Origin of the sequence: uncultured Aquimarina sp., from assembly GCF_947492965.1 — a bacterium.
GTDB lineage: Bacteria > Bacteroidota > Bacteroidia > Flavobacteriales > Flavobacteriaceae > Aquimarina.
On record NZ_CANLOZ010000004.1, the window covers coordinates 137,808 to 161,083 of the forward strand.

Consider the following 23,276-nt stretch of genomic DNA (forward strand, 5'->3'; position numbering starts at 1 on the left):
AGGTAACCAAAAACAAATATTGAATAACTATCAATAGAGTTCTAACACAAACTCAGTCAGGAGAAACTGTCTTTTTCATTAAAGGCAGTTTCTCTTCTTAATTTTAGAATAACATAAAAAATGTTCTTGTAGGATTTTTTTTCAAAAACTAAAAAAGATCTTATCACTCTCTTAACAAATCAAAAAAAATATAATATAAAGGCTAAAAAAGGAGTTAATAATGACTTATCAAACCACACAAATTATATAAACACAAATCATTCAAAACATGAAAAAAAACTTACTAAGCTTATTGGTAATCTTTTTGGGATTACAAGGAACACAAGTCGTCGCGCAATTTAATTATGGAGAAGCATTACAGAAATCAATTTTATTTTATGAATCCCAACAGTCTGGAGTATTGCCGGATTGGAATAGAGTAAGTTGGAGAAGTGATGCTGGAGTAAATGATGGTCAAGATGTAGGATTGGATCTTACTGGCGGATGGTTCGATGCTGGAGATCATATAAAATTTGGATTTCCTATGGCATTTTCAGTTACCGCATTAAACTGGGGATTTTTAGAATACAAAGATGGATATGACGCGGTAAATCAAACAGAACATTTTAAAAGAAATATTAAGTGGGTAACCGATTACTTTATTAAATGTCACCCAACAAAATTTGAGTTTTATGCTCAGGTTTCTAAAAAAGGACAGGATCATAGTTTCTGGATGCCAGCAGAAATGATAGATGTTCATCCACAATATGGACAAAGAGAATCCTTTAAACTAGATACGAGTCATCCAGGAACGGAAGTAGTTTGTGAAACAGCTGCTGCATTAGCTTCTGCCAGTATAATTTTTAAAGACAGTGATCCAACCTACAGTGCTACATTGTTACAGCACGCCAAAGATTTATATGAATTCGGTGAAACGTATAAAGGTAAATATACCGAAGAAGGTGGTATTCCTGCTGTAGGAACCTATTCTTCTGGTGGATACGAAGATGAATTAACTTGGGGAGCACTTTGGTTGTATAAAGCAACAGGAGATAATACATACCTGCAAAAAGCAGAAGCTACCTATGGAGAACCTGATTATCTATGGAGTCTTGTATGGGACGATAAAAGATATGGTAATATGGTATTGTTAGCAGAACTTACGGGTAAGCAACAATATATTGATAACACAGAAAGACATTTGCAATTTTGGATAGATAATGGTAATGGAATCACGTATTCTCCAGGAGGTCAGGCCCATTTAACGCAATGGGGATCACTACGTCACTCGATGAATGCAGCATTAACAGCTTTGATTTTTGTGAATAATGTAAGTACTCCTAATAATCAAGACTATTATGACTTTGCTGTAAGTCAGGTAAAGTATGCTTTGGGAGATAATCCAAACAACCGAAGTTTAGTAACTGGATTTGGAGTAAATCCACCAACCAAGCCACACCATAGAGGTCAACATTCTAGTTGGACCCGAAGTGAGTCTATCCCAGAAGAATCTAGACACACTTTGTGGGGTGCATTAATGGGAGGACCTGGAAACCCTGATGATGTATTTGTTGAGAATCGTTCAGATTTTCAGGCAAATGAGGTAGCTTGTGATTACAATGCTTGTTACCAGGGTGTATTAGCAAAAATGGTCATGGATTTCGGAGGATCAGAATTACCAAATTTCCCAACAGAAGAAGACTCTGGAGTAGAGTTTTTAAATGAAACTAAAATCAATAGCGAATCTGGGAGGTTTACAGAATTAGCAATTTGGTTAAATAATAGATCGGCTTGGCCAGCTCGAGTTCCAGGAAGTCTAACAGCTAGATATTTTATCGATATCACGGAAGGAATTAATGCGGGATACGCTCCAGAGGATTATGAAATCACAGGAAGAGGAAATGGTGGAGCAACAGGTGGATTGCAAGCTTGGGATCCAGATAACAATATTTATTATGTAGAGGTTGCGATCGATAGTGACCAAATGCCTTTCCCAGGTGGTCAAGGAGAACATAGAAAAGAAATTCAGGTAAGAGTATCAGTACCTAATAATGCTGCGGAAAGTTCTTGGGATCCTACCAACGATTTTTCTTATGATGGTCTAAGTAGTACACTAATAGAATCTGAGAGAGTACCAATTTATGCAGATGGAGTTTTGGCTTGGGGTATCGAACCGTCGAGATCATTATCCGTAGATGAACTTGAAACATTAGGATTTCAATTATATCCTAATCCAGTAAAGAATGAGCTGTATCTTTCTGGAGATTTATCTAAAATTCAAAATTCGACAATTGTTATTTCTGGAATTACTGGTGCCACAGTAAAGTCTGTGAAAGTGTCTGATGTTACTGCAAATCAAATTTCAATACCAACATTGGATTTGTCTTCGGGAATGTACTTTATCAGTTTAACAAGCACTAACGGAAGTACAGTCACTTCTAAATTTATGAAGAACTAATTTATAAAACTACAATAGTTTGATAAAGAAAAAGGTGCTTGAGAAAGCACCTTTTTTTTGTGCTTAAAGTTGCGTTAATCATACAATATTCCAAAAAGGAATCTCCTTATCTTTGACAACTTTAAATTGTATTCATGTTGCAACAATACACAAAAGAGTTTAACTATAACCTTCGGTTAGCAGCTCCAGTTATGCTAGGTATGCTTGGACATACTTTTGTGGGATTGATAGATAATATCATGGTAGGTCAATTAGGTACTGCTGAATTGGCAGCGGTATCTTTAGGGAATAGTTTTATGTTTATAGCAATGTCTCTTGGAATAGGATTTTCCACTGCTATTACTCCGTTAATTGCCGAGGCTGATGGTGAGAACAATTTTGCAAGTGGAAAGCTCGCCTTTAAGCATGGACTATTTTTATGTACTACTCTTGGAATTATCCTGTTTTTAGGAATTCTTGTTGCCAAACCCTTAATGTATTACATGGAACAACCTGTAGAGGTTGTAGAATTGGCGATTCCCTATTTAGATTTAGTAGCAGTTTCATTAATACCCTTAATTATTTTTCAGGCATTCAAACAATTTTCTGATGGATTATCCATGACCAAGTATCCGATGTATGCTACATTAATCGCCAATATTGTAAATGTATTTTTAAACTACTTATTAATATTTGGAAAATTTGGTTTACCGCAAATGGGTATCGTGGGTGCAGCGATAGGGACTTTGGTCTCCAGATTGGTAATGGTTGTTTTTTTATGGTTCTTTTTAAAAAGAAGAGAAAAATCTAAAGCTTATGTTACTAATATTAAGCTCTTTGTTCTTCAAAGTAATATGCTCAAAAAGATACTTACGTTAGGGTTTCCTTCTGCGTTACAGATGTTTTTTGAAGTGGGAATTTTTACATCCGCGATTTGGATTTCTGGGATATTAGGTAAAAATCCACAAGCAGCAAATCAGATAGCGCTAAACCTGTCTGCTATGACTTTTATGGTCGCTATGGGACTAAGTGTCGCAGCTATGGTACGAGTAGGTAACCAAAAAGGACTGCAACAATATAGAGAGTTAAGAAGAATTGCTTTTTCGATCTTTCTACTCACATTTTTTATCGAGATTATTTTTGCCTTGTGTTTTATTATTTTTAATAATATGCTACCAGAAATTTACTTGGATGTAGATGATATGGAAAACCTTGTGGATAATACAGAAGTAATGACTATTGCCGCAAAGCTTTTATTGATTGCTGCTTTGTTTCAAATATCTGATGGAATCCAAGTGGCAGTACTAGGAGCATTGAGAGGATTACAAGATGTAACAATACCAACAGCTATTACATTTTTTGCTTATTGGGTGATTGGTTTTCCAGTTAGTTTTTATCTTGGGTTGTATACAGAATATAAAAGTGTAGGAATTTGGATTGGCCTATTGGCAGGTCTAACAACATCGGCTTTATTACTTTATGCTCGTTTTCATTATTTGAGTAAAGATTTGGTAATTAAAAAGGATAATTCATAACAGTTTTGGAATCTTTTTTGTCACTTACAATATAGATAGTTTTGGTTCGTTTCTTTTTTTGGACTAGTTTTTGTTACTTGTCAAAGTATATTTCATATTAAGAAATATTTAACTATATTTCGAATATATCTAAACCTGAAAAGAAAAGAGATGAACAGCCCAAAATCTAACCTTTACCTTTTATTGATTACCATTGCTATGATTAGTGTTACTTCTAATGCAATAGCCCAAAATTTAATTCCTAATCCAAGTTTTGAAGAAACCAATCCTTCAGTAAAAAAGATGAAGCATGCCATGAGAAACTTTGGTATTCTTTCAGATTGGAAAACCTTAACAAATACACCAGATGCGCATCATCCGGCAGTTAGCGAAATGAAATTTACTCACAAAGCTCCTGGTTTTCTTGATCAGTTTGGTCCTCAGGAGCCAAGATCAGGTGAGGCTAAAGTAGGTTTATATATAACTAGTAATAATACTAAAGAATCTATAGTAACTAAATTAAAAAGTCCTTTAAAAGCTGGTAAATATTATTATTTTCATATGTATGTTTCCTTGGGAGAAGGTGATATCACTAATTCTTGTACATCTTCTATTGGATCGTATTTTACTGCTAGAATGCCAAGATTTACTGAAACATCAGAATATAAGCTACATATAGAGTCTTCGGAGATGATTTGTGATACGAAAAATTGGACAAAGGTATGTGGAGTGTATAAAGCAAAAGGAACTGAAAAATATATCTCAATTGGATATTTTTCCGACAATCCAAATGGGAAATCATTAAGATCTGGAAGTACATTCAGTGATGCATATTATTATATTGATGATGTGGAGCTAAGAGAGATGCAAGATGTACGAGGAGTTAATGTAGATGCTATTTGTGATATGGCATTAGATTTCTCCGATATCGAATATCTAATCGGAGAGAGTGAAGTATATGAAGAAATCAAAGCTGCTTTAGATTCGTACTTACAGTATTTAAAAGTATTCAAGTTTAATAGCATAAAAATTGTAGGTCATGCCAATGATTCGGAAATTGAATTCGAAAATGAGATCCTATCATCTGCTCGTGCAGGTTTTGTAAAAGACTATTTAATAGCCAATGGCATCGATGAGACTTTAATAACCTATGAAGGTGTAAGTAATTCCCAGCCTAGAGAAGAAGAAGGAGTCGATAATAATGAGTTGGGATCCAATGCTAGAGTACAAATTATTATAGAATAATAGGCGTTAGAAAGATATTTAAAAAGAGGTAAATTCTAATTTATAGATTTACCTCTTTTTGTTTTTGTTACTTTATCTGTAAACTTTGTAGCTTTGCTGAATATAATTTAAGTGTATATGAGTCTTCCAAAATTCTTATTAGGTGATAATACCGATTATCCTGATGCCATCTTTGTAATCCATACGGAGTTTCCAAGATTTGTGATCAATTTAGAAAACGATGAGGTCGAATGGTTCGAAGAATTTGATAAAAGCGATGAGAAAGAACTTGAGAGCGAAGCTGAGAATTTATTCCAGGCTGCTAATGATTTTTATGATCGTGAGATCGAACGATACGAAGAATAGGATTATAAAATCATATATTTATCAAATAAATAACCAAGTGCTCTTATGGATGAAATCATACAACTAGATAAAGATCTTTTTTTATATCTGAACAACTTAGGCACGCCGCTTTGGGATGGATTTTGGTTATTTATGACCGAAAAGCTTTATCAAATTCCATTGTACGTATTACTCTTGTATTTTTTCTATAAATATTTTGGAATAAAAGGAACCATAATTACACTCGTAATTGTGGCTGCATTGATTACAGCATCGGACCAATTATCTAACTTGTTTAAAAATGTATTATTTATGAGACCAAGACCTTGTAGAGCGGAAGGTGTTGGAGAGTTTACAAGATTTATTGCAGAAAGATGCGGAAGACACGGTTATTTTTCGGCGCATGCAGCAAGTTCTATGGCATTGGCATTTTTTACAGGCTTGGCGTTACAAAAAAGGCTTAAATATATCTTCCCATTTATGGTTGTTTGGTCGATTGTTGTAAGCTACAGCAGAATTTATGTTGGAGTACACTATCCCGGTGATATCATAACAGGAATGGCTATAGGTATTCTACTGGGACTTGGAGCATATAAACTACATACATTTTTAGTGGCAAAATACGGCACCCAATAACACGCCTATTTTATAATTATTTTTTGAGGCTTTTTATTTTCGATAGACAAAAAGTATAAGCCAGATTGTAATGAAGAAGTGTTTATAGAATTAGCGTTTCCTTCTTTTATTTTTTTACCATTACTATCAGAAAGTACCCAAGGTCTAGAATTATTAGCGAAATATAATATTTCAGAAGCAGGATTTGGATAAAAAGAAAGTTTGGTTGTCTCAAGGTCATCTACAGATAGTGCTTCTGTACATTCTGATGGGGTAGAAAATTGTTTTCCAGTATTATAATCTACGTTTAAGTCCATCGGAATATTTTCAAAAGTTAATTCTTCTCCCAAAACAGAGGTGATTCTTAAATTCATAGGAGAAGCAATACCATCCGTTTCAATAAAGAAATTGAATAACTCACGGTTTACCGATTTCCAGGTATTATCAGGTAATTGATATTCCATTTTGGTTATTGCATGTCTAATATCTCTAAATTGTATTGCTGTCCAGTATATGCTGGAACCTTCTTTAAAATTAATTTTTATAGATTCGTTATTCGCAATATTGCAAGGCACAAATTTCCACGATATTTGTACTCTTCCATCTACAATGTCTGCTATCATACCAAAAGCCTGTTCTGTCATGTCCACATCGCCTTCAGCACATTCTGGGCATCGGTCTACAACTTTTAGTTGTACGCTGCCTTTTGCTCCAGTTACTTCGATGCAAGCTCCACATGCATTACTGCTGTCGTAGTCAATTGTATTTAGTGCGCAATGCATATAATCTCCTGTTGCTACAGGCAAAGAACAATTTCCAAAAATACCTCCATCAACACCATCGTAGTAAGTACCTTCTCCTGTATGAACTGTATCATTACAGTTTTGTGCATTTAAGTTGAACATACAGATAAATGCAAGGCTATGCATAAGTGATATGTAGGTTTTCATAAGTAAAGTTTTAAGTTGGTTTATTCATGTATGTATCAATACGCAGAAAAACAGGTATTAGTATATTTCACCACAATTTTTACCGATTAAATAATATCACATATGAATTTTAGTCGATTTTAGACTTTCTAAAATCTATAAAGAACAATAGGATCATTATAACCATTAATAACGAAAAAGGGAGCGAAGTAATAATTAGTAGCTTTTGCATTGCGGTCAAGACGTTAATGTCTTCTTTTGCATTTCCTAATAGTATGATGCCAATAGCAAATATAGTAAGTACAATACTCCATAATAAACGATGTTTTTTAGAAGGATTTTGTTTGCCCTGATCAGTAAACATACTGAGTACAAAGACTGCTGAGTCTAAGGATGTAACTAAAAAACTAATAAGTAGCAGTATAACAGTGGTATTGATAAATCCTTGAAAAGGATAATTTTCAAAAAAAACAAAAATAGAACTAAAGACATTGTCAAATTCTCCCTGATAGAAATCAAGATTGTCTACTATTTGAAATGCAGATTCACCAAATACGGTAAACCAGAAAAAAGTTCCTAATGACGGTACAAGCAAAACACCTATGATTAATTCTCGTAGTGTTCTTCCTCTAGAAATTCTGGCAATAAAAATACCAGTAAAAGGAGCCCAAGCAAGCCAAAAGGCCCAATAATAATAGGTCCAATCTGTTAGGAAGCTTTCTCCAGGATCGTAAACCCCATATGCGATACTTAAGGGAATGAAATCAACTATATAATGGAAAAGCGAATAACAGAATTGAGAGAGAATCGATACGATATCGCTCTGAGTAAAAACAAAAACCAACAAAGCAAAAGTAATATAGATATTCCAAGTGGAAATCACTTTTATTCCTCTGTTTACGCCCTTAAAAACCGATATGAATGCCAAACCAGAAATTAGGATTAGTAAGAGGATTGTAATTTTAGAATCAAAATTTGTCTGTAATAAATGATCAAGTCCTCCTTTTATTTGAGTGGTTCCTAATCCAATCGCCGCTACTAGTCCAAATACGGTCGTTAATATTGCAAGAATATCAATCCCCTTAAACACCAAGTTTTGAGTGTTTTTGGAAACGATGATGCTTTCTAATGAACTAAAAGCGCTACTAGACAGTACTTTTTTGGATCTCACAAAAAGATAATATCCAATAACAATAGCAAAAACTGCATAAAACGCCCATGCAGTAAAACCCCATTGATAAAAGGTGTACTCTAACGCTATGGTTTCTAACGTATTGTTAGTGTAAATAGGAGCATAGCATCTCATAAATACAGGTTCTTGAACCGCTCTTAATAATATCCCAGATCCCATTCCCGCACTATATAACATGGATATCCAAGCAAGTCTAGAAAATTGTGGCCTGTCTTGATCCTGCCCTAAACGACGTTTGCCCCATCGTGAGACTGCTAATACTAGTAAGAGTAAAACTGTTCCTAGCCCTAACCATAAATAAAAACCACCAAACCATTTTCTTATGAAAATCGAAGTAGCTTCAATTTGTGTATAGACTTCCTCAGTGAATAGGTAAAGAAAGAAGGAAAAAAATAAAAGAATGCCTAATGAGATTTTTAATAAACTACTCGAAGTATACTTAGACATTAGAAGTAATATTAGTGTTACTTTTTTAAATTATTTTTCTAAATGTACAGGTTTTAATTTTTATAAATTGAAAGTTTGAGGAAAACACCCCATTTTTTTGAAGATTATTTGCAAAGATTTTAATTTTTTTATTTTAACTTGTAATAGTCATTTACACATTAATATAGTGAGAGAAATTCATGTGAAATACTTAGCTGACAGTTGTTTAAGTTTTTGATATGAAATAGGATAAGATATTCAGTAGTACCATAACCAACTAATTCTTATAGACTATGAAAAGAGTAATTGTTGACTACAAAAAGCTTAATAAAGATATTGTAAATCTTTTAGTAGAAAAGTTTCCGGATGGCTATTCAGATAAAGATATAATATCTTTCAAAAACCATCATAATGATACCATAGAAGCGGTAGAAGTAAAAACCATTGACACTATTTATTTAGTGAAAATTAGTGAGCGCTTAGCAGGAGTTATGCAAGATTATGAAGAAAATACTTCCGATTCTGAAATTCCAACATCAGTGACAAAAGAACAAGTAGGAGAGGTAGATCTTGATGATTAACTTATCTAGTTTTAAGGATTTTATGAGTATTAGGAGTTTTTATGCTTGTCTAATAAATATTTGGCCGCTGTAAAAGGAGTAATCTGGTGCTTTTGTATAGCATCCAACTGATCAGATAAAGCCTTTTTAATTTCTGGGTGATTATAAAAAGAACTTTTTAGTTGCTCTTCAATAGTTTGCAGTAGCCAAAACTTATTTTGTTCGGTTCGATTTTTTTCGAAATATCCATTACTAGCAGAAATTTCTAAATAGTTTAGAACTAACTCCCAAACTTCTTCTATACCGTTTTTTGTTAATGCACTACAAGTAAGTACTTGAGGAGTCCAGGCATTTTCTCCAATGGGATAGAGGTGTAAAGCTTTTTTAAATTGATTTTTGGCCTCTCTGGCGCGTTTTACATTATCTCCATCAGCCTTGTTAATAACAATAGCATCAGCCATTTCGATAATACCCCGTTTGATGCCTTGTAATTCATCCCCAGCTCCTGCAAGTTTTAATAATAAAAAGAAATCAACCATACTATGCACAGCTGTTTCGCTCTGCCCAACCCCAACCGTCTCAATAATAATCACATCATATCCAGCAGCTTCGCATAAAATAATGGATTCTCGTGTTTTCTGAGCTACACCACCTAATGAATTTCCAGAAGGAGAGGGTCTTATAAACGCTTCTTTGGATCTGACCAAAGATTCCATTCTTGTTTTATCTCCTAAAATACTGCCGCCAGAAATAGTACTACTTGGATCCACAGCTAATACAGCTACTTTCTTACCTTTTTCAATAAGAACATTCCCTAATGCTTCTATAAATGTACTTTTTCCAACTCCTGGAACTCCTGTAATACCAATTCTAATTGATTTATTGGCATGTGGAAGACATTTTTCAATCAGTTCTTGCGTTTTTGCACTATGCTTTTGTTGGGTGCTTTCTACTAAGGTAATACCTTTACTAAGAGCAGCGGTGTTTTGTGTAATGATCCCTTCAAAAATATCGGAAATTGAAATCTCTTTTTGTTGTAGTTTTCTAAATCGATCAATGGCACTTTTATTAGTGCTATGGGGTAGTTTCGAAGACTTATCACGATGTTCCATTTGATCTCAATTAAAAAGCGGCAAAGTAACAAATGTATGAATTCATTTCAGTTAATTGTAGTATTTCTAAAGTAATCTAAAGATATGCAATTACTCAGATTTTATAGGTATAGCAATACTAGTTTGATCCCAAGCTAGAAACATTATAGTAAAGTTGTTTGCTTCCTGAAAATAAATAGAAAATTGCTCTACTATATTTAGCAAATGTTGTACTGGTACCTCGATAGTCAATATATCTTCTTCTGGATTTCTTGCTGGTTCTCCATTAATTAGATCCACTCCCCATTTGTATTGATCTTTATTAAAAATCACTTTCCAAGATTCTTTTCCCGGTATTGTCCACAGCGTATAGGTGCCTGCTTCTAATTTAGAACCATCTACTAGTATGTTTTTATCCGTAGTAAAAGTAGTGGCTTCATTCGCGCCCGTTCTCCAAACTTGATCAAATGGTACTAGATCTCCAAAAATTACCCTTCCTTTTTTGAAGGGGCGGTTATAGAATACAGTAAAAGTATTATCCTTACTAATGTGTGTGATGGTATCTTCTGGACTGTGCTTTTTGGTATTGAGTTTAAGAATAAACACAATGATTACAGAGAGACTGATAATTCCAATTAATAAAATGAATGATCTTTTCTGAAATATAGACATACACTTTTTTAATTTTAAAGATACCTCTTTTTATATATGCAAATACATATATTTCTTACTTTTGATTCCTTACTTCATATATATGGTAGAAAAATCCTATAAAAAATTTACTGAAGATATTGAGTTTACCAATGATACTTATGTAATTGTTGGTTCTGGTGTTGGTGGATTAACAACTGCAGTTTTTTTGGCAAAAGCAGGTAAGAAAGTTGTGGTATTAGAACAGCATTATACACCAGGTGGTTTTACTCATACCTTCAAAAGAAGAAAAGGATTAGTTTGGGATGTAGGTGTTCACTATGTTGGGAATATGGAAGAAAATTCTGGATTGCGTAGGATATTTAATTATTTATCCGACAACAAACTGGAATGGGATGCCATGGGAGATCCGTATGATGTTGCATATATAGGAGATCGTAAGTTTGAATTTGTTGCTGGGAAGGAAAATTTCAGGAAAAGATTTCATGAATATTTTCCAAATGATAAGTCGGCAATTGATAAATATTTGGAATTGTTAGAGAATTCTACTAAAAAAAATCTTTTATATTTTGCGCAAAAAGCTTTCCCTAGTCTATTAAGTATTAGTCTAGGTCCTTTGTTTAGAAGAATTCAACGTCCGATTTCTAGTAAAACTACCTATGAAGTATTGAGTAGTATCACAGATAATCAAGAATTAATTGCGGCCTTATGTGCACAATGTGGTAACTATGGATTGTCGCCAAAGGAAAGTAGTTTTGCTTCGCATTGTATTGTAATAAATCATTTTATGGAAGGTGGTTATTATCCAAGAGGAGGTGCTAATAGAATTCATGAGACCATCATAGAAAATTTAGAATCTTTAGGCGTTCCAGTATATATTAAAGCCAATGTAGAAAGGATCATTACAAAAGGAAAAGCAGTAAAAGGACTATTGATTAATGGAAAAGAGTATCCTTGTAAAAAAGTAATAAGTAACGCAGGTGCTAGAAATACTTTTTTACATTTATTAGATCCATCAGTAATTAATAAAAAGCACATCCATTTTAAAAACGTACAATCTTCTACTTGTCATTTATGTTTATATATAGGATTGAACAAAAGTGATGTTGATCTGAAGCTTCCTAAATATAACATCTGGTGGTATGAAAATAAGGATACTGATCAGATTCTAAATGATAAAAATAATCTTTCTAACGATAAGTTATCCTTTGCTTATATCTCTTTCCCTTCTGCAAAAGATAGCGCTTGGTCAAAAGAGCATCCAGATCAAGCTACTATTCAGTTGATTGGACGTGCATGGTATCCAGATTTTAAGAGCTATGAGGATAAGCCTTGGCTAAATCGTGGTGATGCATATGATCAGATTAAAGAAGATTTTAAACAGAAAGGATTAGAATTATTATTTCAGTTATTTCCACAATTAGAGCAACATATTATTCATGCAGAGGTTTCGACTCCAGTTTCAACCCGAAAGTTTAGTAACTATAAAGAAGGAGAGATTTATGGAGTTACACATGCTCCAGAACGGTATAAGACAAAAGTTTTAAGACCTCGAACTCATATTAAAGGATTGTATCTAACTGGGCAAGATATCACATTGGTAGGTGTAGGTGGTGCAATGGGAAGTGGAATTCTAACGTCTACTACTATCATAAAGTGGAATATGAGTAAACAATTTAAAGAGATAGCGGCGAAGTACTAGATACTATATTCCTTTCATTACTTTCATAAAATTCATAGCGTTTACTGCATATGCATTTCTTTGACTAACCAAAAGATCTAGAACTGACTTCGGAAGCGGTTTTGATTCTAAAAAATTATCAATCTGCTTAATTATTGCATTGGTATGATCAACATTACTCTTCATAAGATTCATCACACTTTCTAATTCATTTGAGTTTGTGTAGTTGTAATTAATTGAGTTATACATTTGTTTGATAATTTGTGATTAAAATGATGTTGTTGTTAGAGTAGTCTTTGATTTCTTTAAAAACTTACTAGCATTTTATTTTTTTATTAATGTTTTGAAAATCAGTCCTTTTGATTTTTTTCGTTTTTTTATCTTTAATTTTGCAACATATTAATCAGTGATCTCGTCTTTAGAAGAGAATAGTAATTAGAACAGTTTTAAAGAAGTAATCACTAACCAAAATTCAAGTAAGTTTGTTACAGAGCGAGCTAATAGAACAGTGTAGAGCTAACGACCGTAAAGCGCAGATGAAGCTTTATAATAAATACTGTGATGGTATGTATTATGTTGCTTTGCGATTTCTTAAAGATCCTTTCGAGGCTGAAGAAGCTATGCAGGAGTCTTTTATAAAAGCCTTTATGAAATTACATCAGTTTACAGGTGATGTAACCTTTGGCGCGTGGCTAAAAAGAATAGTGATTAACAAAAGTATTGATATGCTGAAGGCGAAAAAAATGAATATGGTTGCTATCAATGAACAAGTGATGTCTACGGTAGAAGAACAGGATGATTGGTCTGTTTCTGATGGAACTACTGTAGAGGAAGTGAAAAACGCAATTGAAAGATTGCCAGAAAAGTATAAGTATGCCGTAATGCTATTTTTAATAGAGGGATACGATCATAAAGAGATAAGTGAGATATTAGATATTACCCCAGTTGCTTCTAGAACTTTAGTGCATAGAGGAAAGAAGCAACTTCAGGATCAACTAAAACATTTAAGAGATGGGACAGGATATTAGAGAATTGCTTAAGCAAGATAATCGGATTCCTTCTGAACGTTTAGCAGAAGGTCATCAGGATCGTTTTTTAGCTAGATTAGAAGAAGAACTTCCTAAAAGAGCAAGAAAGTTTAACTATGGTTGGTTAAGGATTGCCGCGAGCGTAGTTGTGATCTTGTCGGTTTCAATGTTAGCGTTCAATGAGTTTGGAAAAAATGGAGGTAATAATACTCAGATTGTAAATGCTGATAATTCAGAAGTAAAAAATGCTACCGTGGTTTTGAGCAAGCAGACATCGTCACTAGCCGAGATGTTTCCTGAGTATGAAAAAACAGAGAATTATTTACTAACAGGAATAAAATTTCAATTATCTCAAATTAATGTAGATGATACTAATAGAGACTTAGTAGAAAGTTTTATGAAACGATTAGAAAAATTAAATACGGAGTATCTGGATCTTAATAAGGAATTGATAGAAGTAGGTCCTAACGTACAAAGTGCCGAGGCAATGATAGAAAATTTGACACTTAGATTATCTCTCTTAAATAGACTAAAAGACAAACTAAAAGAATTAGAAAAAATTGAGAATGAAAATTACATTGATATACAAGCTTAATCTTTTTGCACTTAGCGTAACATGTTTTTCTGGTGTGTTTGCTCAGGAAAGACTACAAAAGCTTAGTGAAAAGTTTGTAGTAAATGAGGATGTTACTATTCAATTAAATACTAGCCATACAGAAATTGTTTTCGAAGGCTGGAATAAAAACTCTGTTGAAGTCGAGGCATACATTGAAGGAGATGATATTAATGATACTAATAAAGAACGTTTTCTTCAAAACTGGAAGATAGAAGCTTTAGGTAATAGTAGAGAGATTAAGATTAATTCATTGACAGGGAACTTCTGGTCAGGAAATATATCTTCCAATAATAACACTGCAGACCAACCAGAGTTTAGTAGGTTGGAACCAGTAATTTCAGATATGTTAAAACCTATTCTGAAAAACATAGAAAACAATCCAATGCCTAGCGCTCTTTCTGAAAACTTAGCAAGTATGAATTTCGATACGAACAAGTTTAAAGAAAATGAAGAGAAATATATTCAGCAATGGGGAGATCAAATAAAAGAAAAGTTTGGAGATAATTATGAGAGTGTTGTCAAAGATTGGACAAATGAACTAAACAAAAACGCACAACAGATTCAACCGAATTCTAACTTGAATTCTCAAGATTGGGCAGGAGAAGAGTTTGCTAGAAGAATGCAAGCATGGGCTTCTCAATTCTCTGGAGATTTAGAAATTACACAACGTAATGGCTCAAATGTAACTGTGTATAGATATAGTTCTAGAATGAATAATTCTTCGGGGACAGTACATAGAATAGTAAAGGTTAAAATGCCCAAAGCAGCATTATTGAAACTGAATATCAGACATGGAAATGTGCAATTGGCTGAAAAGACAACGAACATGATAGCTTCATTATCTCATACCAGTTTACAAGGAGATATAATAGATGGAGATCGTACCTTTATTAGAACATCTTATTCTCCTATAGCTATCAAACAATGGAATAATGGAAGATTAGCGGTAAACTATGTGAAGAATTGTAGAATTCAAAAAGCCAAAAATCTTAGAGTTAATGCAGATTCGAGTAATTTGTTTATTCAGGAGTTAGAAGATAACGCTGCCATATCTGGTAGTTTTGGAGCAATTACAATTGCGAATCTTTCAGAATCTTTTTCAACTTTGGATCTAGCAGTTGAGAACAGTGACTTTAAATTAAAATTACCTGAAGCTGCCTTTAATATTGCATATAGCGGAGTGCAAAGTAGAATTTCATTGCCCAAAACAATGGAAGTAAATGCGCGAAGAAATTTTGGGAATGTATTTGTAAATGGGTTTAATAAGACGAGAGATACTGATAAAGTAATCACTATTAATTCTAAATATAGCGATATCATACTACAATAATTTTATTATAATGTGTTAATTGTTTAAAAGCTCTGCTAATATAAATTGGCAGGGCTTTTTTAATTAGTTATAAATTATCAACCATAAAAACTATAGGAATCTGTTGTTTGATAATTTTTAAAGGGAAGAAATCTGTTAATAAACGATAATAAACAAGCGTTGATCGTTAAAAAATAGTATAATCTGTTCGATTATTCTAAATAATTGGTTATCAAAATACAGCAATTCAGTATATGTAAATTTACTTAATGTAATGTTAAATTAATTTACATTAAGATTGAATTATTAATAATTTTTTAAGAAATCTATAACAATAAAGATATGTGTAATCGTCTTTTTAACTATATAATATGTATTTAATCTATGATTCTTACAAATTAAAAATATTTAAACAACTGAAAATCAATTATTTAAATATTAAAACTTACATAAAAATGCAGTTTTGTGTCATTGATCGAAAATCGAAATCATTTGATCTAAAAGTTGCTCAAATTTTTCGATTAACGGTAATTAAACGATATTATTGTATGGTAATCACGTAAAAAGTTTACCGTTAAATTTCCAGACAATGAGGGCTTTTGTAATTATTTTATCATTCTTTTTCTTTAGTAATGTAAACGCGTCTAACGAAGATAGTTTACAAATTACTAAGGATGGATTTATTGTAGTTGTAGTAGATTTTAAAGAAGGAGATAAAATAAAGTTGTTTGAAGTTGAAACTGGAGATCATATTTTGTCTAAAACAAGAGGTCAGGTTGATTTAAGTTTATTGCCTTTAGGAAAGTACTTATTAGAAAATAATGAAGGAAAATCTGTTGTAATTGAAAGAACAGACGAAGAAATTGTTATAGAAGAACTTGGTACTGAATATATGGTTGAAAGAGATAGTGAACGAATGGCTGCAACCGAAATTACAGTAGAGGAGGAATTAGAAGATATCTACTATCGCTCTGAAGTAAATCCTTTAGCAGTTTCACGAGAAGGTGATGTGTTTACTGTTTTGGATTTTGTAGAAGGAGATACCATCAAATTATTTGAGATGGTTGATAAAATTCATGTATTAACAAAAACAACTAAAAAGGTTGATTTAACTCAATTATCAGTTGGAAAATATATTTTAGAAAACGATAGAGGTCAGTCTATCATCATTGAGAAATATGATATGGAGATGGAGTATACCGATATCGTAGCTTATAATTAAGATTTACTTTATTTATATAGAATAAGTAGAATTTGGGGAAGACCTATCAGAAATGATAGGTCTTTATAATTTATGATTATTTTAATTTTCTTTTTTATCAAGGTTTTTTGTCATCGTAAAACCAGTGAACAATCCTACACCTGCCATAAAGAATATCGTACCAGGATATGCAACTTCTCCATGAACTCCCAAAGCGTAATGTAAAATACCAGCAATAAAGATTCCTGACCCTATACCCATTAATAATAATGAAAAATTAAGAATAAAGACTTTCCAAACAGGAGTTACTCTTTTTTCTTTACTGCTATAGAAAATAGAAGCATCGGCTCCTTTTTCGATTAATGACATGCGTTCTTTGTTTCTAGCGGCTATAAACAAATAGAAAATACCAAAAATACATCCAAATATAGATAGTGGTATTAGTGCTTCAATAAAACTCATAATTTTTAGATTTAATAAATTTAACTTAACTGTTCGTTTTTCATTATGACGGTACTTCCTAAACTATGGTTACAAAAAAATAAGAAAAAAATATTTTGTATATTTTTTGTAACCGAAAAAGATTCTTATTCGTCTTATGAATAAATGAACCATCAATCAGATCAATATTATATCAAACAAGTATTAGAAGGAGATGCAAATTCCTATGGAATACTGGTGCAGCGTTATCAAAGTTTGGTATATACAGTGGTGTATAGAATGGTTAAGAATAAAGAAGAGGCAGAAGAAATAGCGCAAGATACTTTCGTGAAAGCTTACAAATCATTGGTTAATTACCGTGGAGAATCAAAGTTTTCTACTTGGCTTTATACTATAGCATATCGAAAAAGCCTTGATGCGATTAAGGTAAAAAAACGGTTTGTATCCACAGAGTTAATCGAAGAGATTAGCGAAGGAGAAATAGGAATGGTAAATGACGCATTAAATTATTTGCAAACCAAAGAAAAGAAGAAAATAATAGCTGATAGCATTCTTAAACTACCAGAAGAGGAGGCTGCAATTGTAACGTTATACTATTTTGAAGAAAAAAGTGTAAAAGAAATAAAAGCAATTGTAGGCTTAACCGAAGAAAATATTAAAATAAAACTGTATCGAAGTAGAAAAAAGTTATATTCGATACTTAGATATTATGTTTCACCAGAAATGAATACTAGGAATGGAAGAGCAATATAATGACATAGGAAGATTAGTAAAGGAAGCCGGAAACGAATCTCCATCCATGGATTTTTTGCAAAATGTAATGCAAGAAGTAAAAACTATTCCAGTACATGAACCTTTGGTGTATCAACCGCTAATTTCCAAAAAAGCTTGGATGTACATCGGCATAATAGTATTCAGTATGTTGGCAATTCTTCTATATTTTTCTGAAGGAAATTCTCTTTTGAATAATATAAATGGGTCTTTAATAAGTTTACCTAAAATAGAAAATCCATTTTCAGGCTTTAAATTCCATAACACTACAATGTACGGAATCATTTTCTTAGCTATTTTATTGGCTATACAAATCACCGTAATCAAAAGAAGAATGGATAAATCGTATTCTGTTTAGGATTTTTTAGTGTTGCAAACCAAAAATATTTTTTAAAAATCAATACATTCTTTATTTTACCTACGCTTTAGTTAGCTTAAAGTATGAAAAGAAGAATATGTATTATTGGTGCAGGTCCTAGCGGAATAACAGCGCTAAAAAATTTAAAGGACAAAGATCTTGAGGTTGTAGTATATGATCGCAATCTGGATGTGGGTGGTAATTGGATCTTTTCTGAGAATATAAGTCATTCTAGTGTTTTCGAGACTACTCATATCATTAGCTCTAAGACCTTATCACAATACGAAGATTTTACTTTTGATGATTTTGATGCCACAGTAGCGGATTATCCCTCACATGATGAATTAAGAAGATATTTTCAGGCGTATGCCAAACGTTTTAATTTGTATCCTTTTATAGAATTTGAAACTGAAGTAAAGCATTGTAAAAGAATAAATGAAACGCAATGGAATATTTCGATTGTTCAAAACGGAAAAGAGCGATTAGAAAAATTCACTGATTTAGTAGTTTGCAATGGGCATCATTCTGTTCCTAGAATTCCAGATTATCCAGGAAAGTTTTCTGGTGATTTTATCCACTCTCATGCCTACAAAAAGGCTGCTCCTTTTACAAACAAAAGAGTTCTTGTTATTGGTGGAGGTAATTCGGCCTGCGATGTAGCAGTAGAGACAAGTAGAGTTAGTAAAACTACTGCTATTAGCTGGCGAAGAGGTTATCGTATTATTCCTAAGTTCTTTTTTGGGTTGCCTTCAGACGTTGTGGGAGCAAGGTCAGCTTGGCTTCCAGTTAGGATCAGAATTTGGTTTAATGATATCTTGCTCAAAATAATGCTTGGTAGTAATAAATTGTATGGGCTACAAGAAGTTAAAACTAAATTCGGAGAAACACATCCAACAATTAATGATGAGCTTTTATATAAATTAAGACATGGAAAAGTGCATCCAAAAGTAGATATTGATAGGGTAGATGGGCAAACAGTATCTTTTAAAGATGGAACTAAAGAGGATTTTGATACTATTATTGCATGTACAGGATATATATTAAAGCATCCGTTTTTTGATTCTTCATTTATTGATTATAGTTCAGGAGCTGTTCCCTTGTATCTAAAGATGTTTCATGAAACGTATCATAATTTGTTTTTTGTAGGAATGTTTCAACCTTTAGGGTGTATCTGGCCTGGATCAGAATTACAAAGTAAATTACTAGCTAACTATTTAACAGGAACATGGAAAATGCCTTCGGATATCAGTAAGCTATGTAAAAAAGAAATTACACATCCACATTATAGACAAATTGATACTCCCAGGCATACCATAACAGTCGATTATCACAAGTTTAGGAAAGCATTGCTAAAGCAATTACCTAAAAATTGGATTCATAAAACACCAAAAACACAAAAAGCTAATCATGATTGAAACTTCATTTTCTAAATTTATAAACACACTTTCTCAAAATTTCATTCCAGTAGTTAATGCGCAGTTTTCTAAAGAACACTATGCTCCCATAGATTTATCATTAGATAATCCATCTCTAAAGGTAATAGATGTTTCTTCTTCTGCTGCCTTCGAGATATTTATAAATGAATATTTAAAGACACACAGAGCATTAGTTGCTTTTGGGGGGTATAATGAAAAAAGAGGAATTTATAACAGGAGCGAACATTTTAATCAACAAGATCCTGAAACCGAAAGAAATATTCATTTGGGATTAGACGTTTGGTGTGATGCTGGAACAGATGTGTTAGCTCCTTTAGAAGGAAAGGTTCATAGTTTTAAGAATAATCAAAACTTTGGTGACTATGGTCCAACGATTATTTTAGAGCATACGATTCAAACTATTACCTTTTATACGTTGTATGGTCACTTAAGTGAAAAATCGATAGAAGAGCTCACTATCGGTCAAAGTTTTAAACAAGGAGAAGTGATTGGACAATTGGGATCTGCAGAAGTTAATGGTGACTATGCCCCTCATTTACATTTTCAAATTATAAAAGATATTCAGGATAAGAAGGGTGATTATCCAGGTGTATCTAATAAAATAGATCTAGACTTCTATCTAGAGAATTGTCCTGACCCTAATTTGTTATTAAAGATCTAAGACTTCTAGATAAAGATAATTCACAGTTTTGAGTTCGATTTGGCCAATAAACTACCTGAAAAGTATGTAAATGCTTTGTTAATTATTTTTTCAATTTTTTAAATCTATGATGATTTGTATGAAGAAATTTGTGTTTTTAAACGATTAAACAATGTCGTTAAACAGCTTTATTTTGTTTTTTTATTTTTAAAATATTGATAATCAGTTATTTATATTTTTTTTAACAATATTTTTGTATTTGAACGAAAATTCGAGCTATTTGATCTAAAAGTCTGATTTCTAGTTGGTGGCACAGATATTTTGAACTATACTTGTATGGTAAAGCCGTAATAACTTAACTTTAAAGCCCCCAAATAAAATGAAAGTTACAGCCCTAATATTCAGTCTATTTTTATCACTAACGATTTTTGCAAACGAAGATAATAAGCTTACTGTTCAGCAGGATGGTATGACGATCGAAGTTCTTAATTTCGAAGACGGAGACAAGCTTAAATTATTTGAATTAGAGTCTGGTGATCATATTTTATCTAAATCATACTCTTTTATTGATTTAAGTCAATTACCAATAGGATCTTATTTGTTAGAGAATAACGAAGGAAAGTCTGTAATCATTGACCGTCAGGAAGAAGAACTTATTATAGATGGAGCTGTTGTTTCTATAGAAGAAGATTTTGTAGTGGAGGCTGATAGTGAATTAGTGGCTGAAGAGAATGTAAATGTAGAAAAGGAATTTATCAATACATATGTAAATAAGAATGACAACTTATTAGCTATTGAAAGAAATGGTGATGTTATTGAAGTGATAGATTTTGAAGATGGGGATAAATTAAAGTTATTCGAAGTAAAAGATACGGTACACGTATTGTCAAAAACTACTAACGTAATCGATTTAAGTCAATTACCTGTAGGATTATATGTTTTAGAAAATAGTAAAGGAGCTTCTGTAATCGTTGAAAAGTTTACAGAAAGTCAAAATACACTTACAGATTTGTAAAAATCTGTAAAAGTGGGGGGAAACAGGATCTAGGATCCATTAATTAAAGCGGATTGATTTTCAGTCCGCTTTGATTTTTAATAACGGTTTTTAGCTTGTTATTCGTTTATTATTTCTTTTAAGATGTAGGAGTCTTCTTCTCCATGTGTAAACACCCCGGTTATTTGTTCTTGATTGTTAATATGGTTTAATAACTCTGAACATAAATCCCCGCAGTTTATTGAAATATTGGAGTTGGTTAAATAAAAGTTGTTTTCCTGATCTACTTCTACCCAATTGAAAAAAGTATCTATATTAGAATTAAGAGTCATTTGAATTTTAAATTCTGTTTCGATAGAAGCAGGTGTTTTAGACAAAACCTTAAGTAAGTCCATTCGTATACTAGAACCATCCTGAGGAGGATCTGATATATGTGTTTTACTGACCATTAATTCGTATGTGAAGCCTAATTCATACTCAAAGCCTCTAATTCCTTGATAGCTGTTTTGAAATTCTTCTTTTCCTATCTGATCTCCTTCTTGAATTAAGTTAATCACCCCAAGATCTCCAAAAAAGGTAAAAAAACCAGTATCCATATAATGATGTACCTTAATCTTGGTGATTTCAATATACTCATCGTCATTATTGCAAGAAATTGTAATTACTGATAGTACAAGTAAGGAAAATAATTTTTTCATGATTGATTGTTTGTTATAAGATTCAAAATTGCCCAGATGGTTGCGGGGATGATCTGCTATAAATATTTCCAAAATAAAAAAGAAATACATAGAATTATGATGTATTGTTTTTTTATGTATATTTGAACTATGTATTCAAAAGAACTTTTAAAAGGAACATTATCGGTAATCATTCTTAATCTTTTATCAGAAAAAGGAAGAATGTACGGGTATGAGATTTTTCAACAGGTAAAGGAAAGGTCTGATGGTAAAATATTGTTGAAAGATGGGTCTTTGTATCCAGCACTTCAAAAAATGCGAAAAGATGGTCTATTGTCTTGTGAGGAAGAATATGTGGGTAAAAGAGTACGAAAATATTACCTATTAACCACTAAAGGCGAAGAGGAAAAAGTAAACTATCTCCAAGAACTAAAGGATTTTATGGAAACCTTGAATAAGGTGATTTTTCCAAAACTAGATGTCGTATGAGATTAGATGAAGAGCAGGAAAAAAGAATCGAAGAATTTGTAGACAAGCAAGACTTTAGGTTGGTATCTCTGAGAGATGATATTCTTGATCATCTATGCTGTGTAGTAGAGAGTGATCTTAGAGCAGGAAAAACATTCGATCAGTCATTAAAGGATGCAGTGTTTGATCTGGCACCGAATGGATTGATTGATTTAGAAAAGAAAACATTTTTTTTATTAAACTCAAAACGAATTATTATGATGAAAAAACTGATGTATTTAATTGGATTTATTGGATCACTGACGTTAACAACAGGGATCGTATTTAAACTACTTTGGTACCCAGGTGCTAACATGTTATTGATGACAGGTTTTTTAGTATTGTTATTAATTTTTGTTCCTATGGTAACTATAGATAAGTATAAAGTAACGATCGCAAAAAATCTATCAGAACGATTAAAAATCATTCTTGGTTGCGTTTCAGCCGTTGTCGTTGGTTTGGCGGGTCTATTTAAAGTAATGCATTGGATGGGAGCAGAGGTGTTATTGCTGGCAGGAGGACTTATTTTTGCAGTGGGATACCTTCCATTTTTATTTTTTACGATGTATAAAAAATCTTTGGCTTAGAAATTAGCTTCAAAAAAAACTCCCTTAGATATCATTTCTAAGGGAGTTTTTTTCTTTATTGTTTAAT

Annotated in this window: 25 protein-coding genes; 18 read left to right on the forward strand and 7 right to left on the reverse strand. The window is 32.5% G+C overall.

Annotation, left to right across the window (positions count from 1 at the left end; translation table 11 throughout):
- Nucleotides 1-268: 268 nt before the first annotated feature.
- The 5 genes from Q1B37_RS11750 to Q1B37_RS11770 all read left to right on the forward strand — a co-directional run bounded on the left by Q1B37_RS11750 (nt 269) and on the right by Q1B37_RS11770 (nt 6,135).
- A complete protein-coding gene (locus Q1B37_RS11750) occupies nt 269-2,437 on the forward strand; it encodes a glycoside hydrolase family 9 protein (protein WP_299606626.1) in 2,169 nt (722 codons plus the stop codon).
- Nucleotides 2,438-2,571: 134 nt separating this feature from the next.
- Nucleotides 2,572-3,951 (forward strand): MATE family efflux transporter, encoded by a 1,380-nt coding sequence (locus Q1B37_RS11755; protein ID WP_299898850.1) that lies wholly within the window; start codon nt 2,572-2,574, stop codon nt 3,949-3,951.
- Between the two features lie 150 nt (nt 3,952-4,101).
- Nucleotides 4,102-5,175, forward strand: a complete 1,074-nt coding sequence (locus Q1B37_RS11760) for an OmpA family protein (RefSeq protein WP_299898852.1) — start codon at nt 4,102-4,104, stop codon at nt 5,173-5,175.
- 117 nt (nt 5,176-5,292) lie between these two features.
- Nucleotides 5,293-5,520: a hypothetical protein gene (locus Q1B37_RS11765; protein WP_299606632.1), complete on the forward strand. Its 228-nt coding sequence runs from the start codon at nt 5,293-5,295 to the stop codon at nt 5,518-5,520.
- A gap of 45 nt (nt 5,521-5,565) precedes the next feature.
- Entirely contained in the window at nt 5,566-6,135 is a 570-nt protein-coding gene (locus Q1B37_RS11770; protein ID WP_299898854.1) for a phosphatase PAP2 family protein, read from the forward strand.
- A 5-nt stretch (nt 6,136-6,140) separates the two neighbouring features.
- Here the strand turns inward: Q1B37_RS11770 and Q1B37_RS11775 are convergent, their stop codons facing one another.
- A complete protein-coding gene (locus Q1B37_RS11775; RefSeq protein ID WP_299898855.1) occupies nt 6,141-7,064 on the reverse strand; it encodes an expansin EXLX1 family cellulose-binding protein in 924 nt (307 codons plus the stop codon).
- A gap of 109 nt (nt 7,065-7,173) precedes the next feature.
- Nucleotides 7,174-8,682 (reverse strand): BCCT family transporter, encoded by a 1,509-nt coding sequence (locus Q1B37_RS11780; RefSeq protein ID WP_299898856.1) that lies wholly within the window; start codon nt 8,680-8,682, stop codon nt 7,174-7,176.
- A gap of 272 nt (nt 8,683-8,954) precedes the next feature.
- Between Q1B37_RS11780 and Q1B37_RS11785 the strand changes: the two genes are divergently transcribed.
- Nucleotides 8,955-9,242: a hypothetical protein gene (locus Q1B37_RS11785; protein ID WP_299606640.1), complete on the forward strand. Its 288-nt coding sequence runs from the start codon at nt 8,955-8,957 to the stop codon at nt 9,240-9,242.
- Nucleotides 9,243-9,271: 29 nt separating this feature from the next.
- On the opposite strand, the gene meaB is transcribed toward Q1B37_RS11785, so the two are convergent.
- Together meaB and Q1B37_RS11795 are read right to left on the reverse strand one after the other, a co-directional pair.
- A complete protein-coding gene (gene meaB / locus Q1B37_RS11790) occupies nt 9,272-10,333 on the reverse strand; it encodes a methylmalonyl Co-A mutase-associated GTPase MeaB (RefSeq protein WP_299898858.1) in 1,062 nt (353 codons plus the stop codon).
- A 90-nt stretch (nt 10,334-10,423) separates the two neighbouring features.
- Nucleotides 10,424-10,984, reverse strand: coding sequence for a DUF2911 domain-containing protein (locus Q1B37_RS11795; protein WP_299898860.1), 561 nt, complete (start codon nt 10,982-10,984; stop codon nt 10,424-10,426).
- Nucleotides 10,985-11,066: 82 nt separating this feature from the next.
- Between Q1B37_RS11795 and Q1B37_RS11800 the strand changes: the two genes are divergently transcribed.
- Nucleotides 11,067-12,665, forward strand: a complete 1,599-nt coding sequence (locus tag Q1B37_RS11800; protein WP_299898862.1) for an NAD(P)/FAD-dependent oxidoreductase — start codon at nt 11,067-11,069, stop codon at nt 12,663-12,665.
- 3 nt (nt 12,666-12,668) lie between these two features.
- Here Q1B37_RS11800 and Q1B37_RS11805 read toward each other — a convergent pair whose 3' ends face one another.
- Nucleotides 12,669-12,893 carry a hypothetical protein gene (locus Q1B37_RS11805; RefSeq protein ID WP_299606649.1) on the reverse strand — a complete coding sequence of 75 codons (225 nt, stop codon included), beginning with the start codon at nt 12,891-12,893 and terminating at the stop codon, nt 12,669-12,671.
- A 233-nt stretch (nt 12,894-13,126) separates the two neighbouring features.
- Here Q1B37_RS11805 and Q1B37_RS11810 point away from each other — a divergent pair, with 233 nt between their 5' ends.
- From Q1B37_RS11810 to Q1B37_RS11825, 4 genes are all read left to right on the forward strand, one after another.
- Complete coding sequence (locus Q1B37_RS11810) at nt 13,127-13,672, forward strand: sigma-70 family RNA polymerase sigma factor (RefSeq protein ID WP_299898864.1); 546 nt, start codon at nt 13,127-13,129, stop codon at nt 13,670-13,672.
- Entirely contained in the window at nt 13,656-14,267 is a 612-nt protein-coding gene (locus tag Q1B37_RS11815) for a hypothetical protein (protein WP_299898866.1), read from the forward strand. Before Q1B37_RS11810 ends, Q1B37_RS11815 begins: the two co-directional genes overlap by 17 nt.
- Nucleotides 14,239-15,618: a hypothetical protein gene (locus tag Q1B37_RS11820; protein ID WP_299898868.1), complete on the forward strand. Its 1,380-nt coding sequence runs from the start codon at nt 14,239-14,241 to the stop codon at nt 15,616-15,618. The genes Q1B37_RS11815 and Q1B37_RS11820 overlap by 29 nt, the downstream gene beginning before the upstream one ends.
- A 568-nt stretch (nt 15,619-16,186) precedes the next feature.
- Nucleotides 16,187-16,819 (forward strand): hypothetical protein, encoded by a 633-nt coding sequence (locus Q1B37_RS11825; protein ID WP_299898870.1) that lies wholly within the window; start codon nt 16,187-16,189, stop codon nt 16,817-16,819.
- Nucleotides 16,820-16,900: 81 nt separating this feature from the next.
- On the opposite strand, the gene Q1B37_RS11830 is transcribed toward Q1B37_RS11825, so the two are convergent.
- Entirely contained in the window at nt 16,901-17,260 is a 360-nt protein-coding gene (locus Q1B37_RS11830) for a DUF6249 domain-containing protein (RefSeq protein ID WP_299606661.1), read from the reverse strand.
- Nucleotides 17,261-17,404: 144 nt separating this feature from the next.
- On the opposite strand from Q1B37_RS11830, the gene Q1B37_RS11835 reads away from it, so the two are divergent.
- The 5 genes from Q1B37_RS11835 to Q1B37_RS11855 all read left to right on the forward strand — a co-directional run bounded on the left by Q1B37_RS11835 (nt 17,405) and on the right by Q1B37_RS11855 (nt 21,459).
- Nucleotides 17,405-17,992: an RNA polymerase sigma factor gene (locus tag Q1B37_RS11835; protein ID WP_299898871.1), complete on the forward strand. Its 588-nt coding sequence runs from the start codon at nt 17,405-17,407 to the stop codon at nt 17,990-17,992.
- On the forward strand, nt 17,976-18,368 hold the full coding sequence (locus tag Q1B37_RS11840) for a hypothetical protein (RefSeq protein WP_299898872.1): 393 nt from the start codon (nt 17,976-17,978) through the stop codon (nt 18,366-18,368). Before Q1B37_RS11835 ends, Q1B37_RS11840 begins: the two co-directional genes overlap by 17 nt.
- Before the next feature lie 83 nt (nt 18,369-18,451).
- Complete coding sequence (locus Q1B37_RS11845) at nt 18,452-19,783, forward strand: NAD(P)-binding domain-containing protein (RefSeq protein WP_299898874.1); 1,332 nt, start codon at nt 18,452-18,454, stop codon at nt 19,781-19,783.
- Nucleotides 19,776-20,465 (forward strand): peptidoglycan DD-metalloendopeptidase family protein, encoded by a 690-nt coding sequence (locus tag Q1B37_RS11850; protein ID WP_299898876.1) that lies wholly within the window; start codon nt 19,776-19,778, stop codon nt 20,463-20,465. The genes Q1B37_RS11845 and Q1B37_RS11850 overlap by 8 nt, the downstream gene beginning before the upstream one ends.
- A gap of 358 nt (nt 20,466-20,823) precedes the next feature.
- Nucleotides 20,824-21,459 (forward strand): hypothetical protein, encoded by a 636-nt coding sequence (locus tag Q1B37_RS11855; protein WP_299898878.1) that lies wholly within the window; start codon nt 20,824-20,826, stop codon nt 21,457-21,459.
- A gap of 98 nt (nt 21,460-21,557) precedes the next feature.
- On the opposite strand, the gene Q1B37_RS11860 is transcribed toward Q1B37_RS11855, so the two are convergent.
- Nucleotides 21,558-22,136: a DUF4377 domain-containing protein gene (locus Q1B37_RS11860; protein ID WP_299898880.1), complete on the reverse strand. Its 579-nt coding sequence runs from the start codon at nt 22,134-22,136 to the stop codon at nt 21,558-21,560.
- A 129-nt stretch (nt 22,137-22,265) separates the two neighbouring features.
- Here Q1B37_RS11860 and Q1B37_RS11865 point away from each other — a divergent pair, with 129 nt between their 5' ends.
- The gene (locus Q1B37_RS11865) at nt 22,266-22,604 is read left to right on the forward strand and encodes a PadR family transcriptional regulator (protein ID WP_299898882.1); all 339 of its coding nucleotides are present in this window, start codon (nt 22,266-22,268) and stop codon (nt 22,602-22,604) included.
- Complete coding sequence (locus Q1B37_RS11870; protein WP_299898883.1) at nt 22,601-23,209, forward strand: hypothetical protein; 609 nt, start codon at nt 22,601-22,603, stop codon at nt 23,207-23,209. The genes Q1B37_RS11865 and Q1B37_RS11870 overlap by 4 nt, the downstream gene beginning before the upstream one ends.
- Nucleotides 23,210-23,276: the final 67 nt, after the last annotated feature.